Genomic DNA, 3,642 nt, shown 5'->3' with positions numbered 1-3,642 from the left:
TCCAATATGTCTATTATATGTTTGTTTCCCAAATTTTTGAATGGCTTTCATAACCATATTTAATATTTAACAATTGAAATAATTCTGTAACAATCCTTTCAATTACTTAAAAGTAAGCCCTTTCCATCTTTGGCTTACCTTTAAATATAACACAAGCCGTCAAATAGTCTACTGACTGGACAAAAATCATGATAAAATGGTCATTGAGGTGAAAGTATTGACAAATCAATTTTTAAACAGTGACACAAATAAACGTTACCATACATGGAATTACCATCTGCAACAACACTTTGGCGAAAAGATATTCAAAGTCGCCATCGACGGCGGTTTTGATTGCCCCAACCGCGATGGCACAGTAGCTCATGGCGGTTGCACCTTCTGCACCGTTTCCGGATCCGGCGATTTCGCCCAAGACCGGATCGATCCGCTGCCTGTCCAATTACGCAAAGGCATCGACATGATGCACAAAAAATGGCCAAATGTAAAAAGCTACATCGCCTACTTCCAGAACTTCACCAATACGCACGCACCGGTGGATATCCTGCGCCATCGCTATGAACAGGTCGTCAACGAAGAAGGTGTGGTCGGCATCATGATCGCTACACGTCCGGATTGCCTGCCACCGGAAACGATCGCATATTTGGCGGAACTGAACAAACGCTATTATATATGGGTGGAATTGGGACTTCAGACCATCCATGAGGAAACGAGCAAAATCATCAACCGCGCTCATTCTTATGATACCTACCTGAAAGCAGTCGAAGAACTGCGTGCGCATAATATACCGGTATGTACCCATCTCATCAATGGGCTTCCGGGAGAAACCCATGACATGATGATGGAGAGCGTCAACCGCGTCATCCTGGATTCGGATATTCAAGGCATCAAGATCCATTTGCTCCATTTGATGAAAAACACCAAAATGCTTAGGGACTATCATCAAGGCAGGCTAAGGTTGCTGGAAAAAGACGAATATGTTGAGCTCGTCTGCGATCAGCTGGAAGTCATTCCGCAAGAAATCATCATCCACCGCATCACCGGTGACGCTCCACGGGACACCCTCGTCGGCCCGATGTGGAGCCTCAAAAAGTGGGAAGTGCTGAACGCAATCGATCATGAACTCGAACGCCGCAATACTTATCAAGGAATCCAAAATGTCAGGAATAAGGGTGAAGTTGTCCCAAGTGGACTTCAGTCATAAATTTATGAAACAGAAAAAAAGGAAAGCGCTCCGGTAAATATACCGGTCGCTTTCCTTTTTTAATTTTGTGGTTTTGTGCTTAAAGTTATTTGCCAGCTTTGACATATGAAAGCAAAGCTTCTGTTTTATCCGTCTTTTCCCAAGTGAAATCAGCATCTTCACGGCCAAAATGTCCGTAGGCTGCTGTCTTTTTGAAGATAGGACGACGCAGATCCAACATTTGGATGATGCCTGCTGGTGTCAAGTTGAAGTTTTTGCGTACCGCTTCTATCAAAGTAGCCTCTGGATATTCGCTTGTACCAAACGTGTCGATCGCAATCGATACAGGTTCAGCAACACCGATAGCATACGCCAATTGGATTTCGCATTTTGTCGCTAACCCAGCGGCAACAATGTTCTTCGCGATGTAACGGGCCGCATAACTTGCGGAACGGTCAACTTTTGTAGCATCCTTACCTGAGAATGCACCGCCACCATGACGCGCATACCCACCATAAGTGTCAACGATAATCTTTCTTCCTGTCAGACCGGAATCACCTTTAGGTCCGCCGATAACGAAGCGGCCTGTTGGATTGATGAAGTATTTAGTGTCAGCATCCAATAATGAGTCGTCGATGACCGCATGGATGACATGCTCCAAAATATCTTTTTTCAATTGTTCCAACGTGACATTCTCATCATGTTGCGTGCTCAAAACGATTGTGTCCACACGTTTAGGTTTGCCGTTCTCATCGTATTCCACGGTAACTTGCGTTTTCCCGTCCGGCCTTAAGTATCCCAAAGTACCGTCTTTACGGACTTCAGACAGACGTTTCGCTAACTTATGACTAAGCGAAATAGGTAAAGGCATCAGTTCTTCCGTTTCGTTGATCGCAAAACCGAACATCAAACCTTGGTCCCCTGCCCCGATTTCATTGTAATCAGTAGTCACTGACTCTCTACGTTCCAATGATTCGTTGACGCCGATTGCGATATCGTCGGATTGTTCATCCAAAGATACCATCACAGCTAAATTATCCGCATCAAAACCAAATTTACCACGTGTATAACCAATTTCAGTTACAGTATCGCGGACAATCTGTTGGATGTTTACGTATGCGCTTGTCGTGATCTCACCAAAGACAACAACCAGTCCTGTAGTGACAATCGTTTCGCAAGCAACACGCGCATTTGGATCAGCAGCCAACAATGTATCCAAAATTGCATCGCTGATCTGATCAGCAATTTTATCCGGATGACCTTCCGTTACTGACTCTGAAGTAAATAATCTTTTTTCTACCATTTTTCATTCCCCCATTTTTTGGTTACAAGGCGTCTTCACATATTGTGAATCCTATCGGGATATTGCAATTAGCCTCTGAAAAGCAACATACCTAATATACGCTATCATCGCCGAAAAAGCAACAAAAAATAAGAGAATTTCATCATTGTGCCACGGATCGTGCCCACATAAATACGAATCCAAAAATTTACGGACCGCTTTTGACTCTTCAGCGGCTTGACATCGCAATGACGTTAACCTATGATGAATTTGCGCAATATATAAGTGATGTTCCCCTTATTGCACCCATTAAAGAAGAAGGAAGATATTATGCTGACAATCAAGAAACAATTCCTGCATTTGATGAACCACACCTTTTTGGCGATGCTGACAGCACCTTTGACTTTGCTTCTTTTCGGAGCATGGAGAGGTATGACATTCAACGGACCCAACTATCTGCTGCTTTTCATGCTTTATCTTTTTCTACTGTTTACCCATGCCCTCGAACGGCTCCTTTCAAAGAGCGAACAATCCGGCGCCAAAGTCCCCTATAAAATGATTTTATTTTTCGGGATCCTTTCGATCGGAACGTTGACCATCATTTTCTCTTTATCGAACCTGATCCTGGCTGCCATTCTTTTGCTGTATTTTGTTTACTCGATCTTACAATTTTATCCGTACAGTATGTCAAATACTTTTTACGAGATACTGCTGAGACCTTTCTTTAAGATACTGATTCTCTCATCTGTATCCTTCTTTTCGCAGGCAAACTTTATTCCACTTCAGCTGCAATACGAATTGCTTCCATTGATCCTATTCCACATCTTTGGTTTGATACAGATTCAGGTCAAGAATACTGCGGGCAGCGATCGACCAATGACTTATTATCAACAACTGCTTATGAAACACTCAAAATCTTTGAAAATGACTTCTTTCCTGCTTGGCTATGCGACAGCAATCTTTCAAATATTCAATCTCAGCAGCTCGCTATGGGCCATCAGCTTATTCGGATTGTCCACCCTACTGGTCTTTCCTTTATTCAAAAGAAGATTTCAAGGCACCCTCAGAATTGAACAATATCTGGCCAACTACAGTTTTCTTTTCACACTGGGCTATTCCTTACTATTTTTGGTCTAACAGAAACAGGCAGCTGCACCGGTCAATCCGACTGGTGCAGCTG

The 3,642-nt window shown here is 43.2% G+C and carries 3 protein-coding genes and 1 riboswitch; of the genes, 2 read left to right on the top strand and 1 reads right to left on the bottom strand.

Annotation, left to right across the window (positions count from 1 at the left end; all coding sequences use genetic code 11):
• Positions 1-217: 217 nt before the first annotated feature.
• Positions 218-1,201, top strand: a complete 984-nt coding sequence (locus WBV27_RS07730) for a TIGR01212 family radical SAM protein (protein WP_424200898.1) — start codon at positions 218-220, stop codon at positions 1,199-1,201.
• A gap of 85 nt (positions 1,202-1,286) precedes the next feature.
• Here WBV27_RS07730 and metK read toward each other — a convergent pair whose 3' ends face one another.
• Entirely contained in the window at positions 1,287-2,483 is a 1,197-nt protein-coding gene (metK, locus tag WBV27_RS07725) for a methionine adenosyltransferase (RefSeq protein WP_424200896.1), read from the bottom strand.
• Positions 2,481-2,556: riboswitch (SMK box riboswitch) on the bottom strand. It overlaps the preceding gene by 3 nt.
• A 236-nt stretch (positions 2,557-2,792) precedes the next feature.
• Here metK and WBV27_RS07720 point away from each other — a divergent pair.
• A complete protein-coding gene (locus tag WBV27_RS07720) occupies positions 2,793-3,599 on the top strand; it encodes a hypothetical protein (RefSeq protein WP_424200894.1) in 807 nt (268 codons plus the stop codon).
• The last annotated feature ends 43 nt before the right edge of the window (positions 3,600-3,642 follow it).

The organism is Trichococcus sp. (assembly GCF_049589555.1).
Taxonomy (GTDB): Bacteria; Bacillota; Bacilli; order Lactobacillales; family Aerococcaceae; genus Trichococcus.
Note: the sequence above shows the minus strand (reverse complement) of the source record. Positions and strands in the feature narration are given on the sequence as shown.

Bases quoted from the DNA above. Each gene is read 5' to 3' on its own strand.
- metK (WP_424200896.1), bottom strand. From the start codon at position 2,483: ATGGTAGAAAAAAGATTATTTACTTCAGAGTCAGTAACGGAAGGTCAT.
- WBV27_RS07720 (WP_424200894.1), top strand. From the start codon at position 2,793: ATGCTGACAATCAAGAAACAATTCCTGCATTTGATGAACCACACCTTT.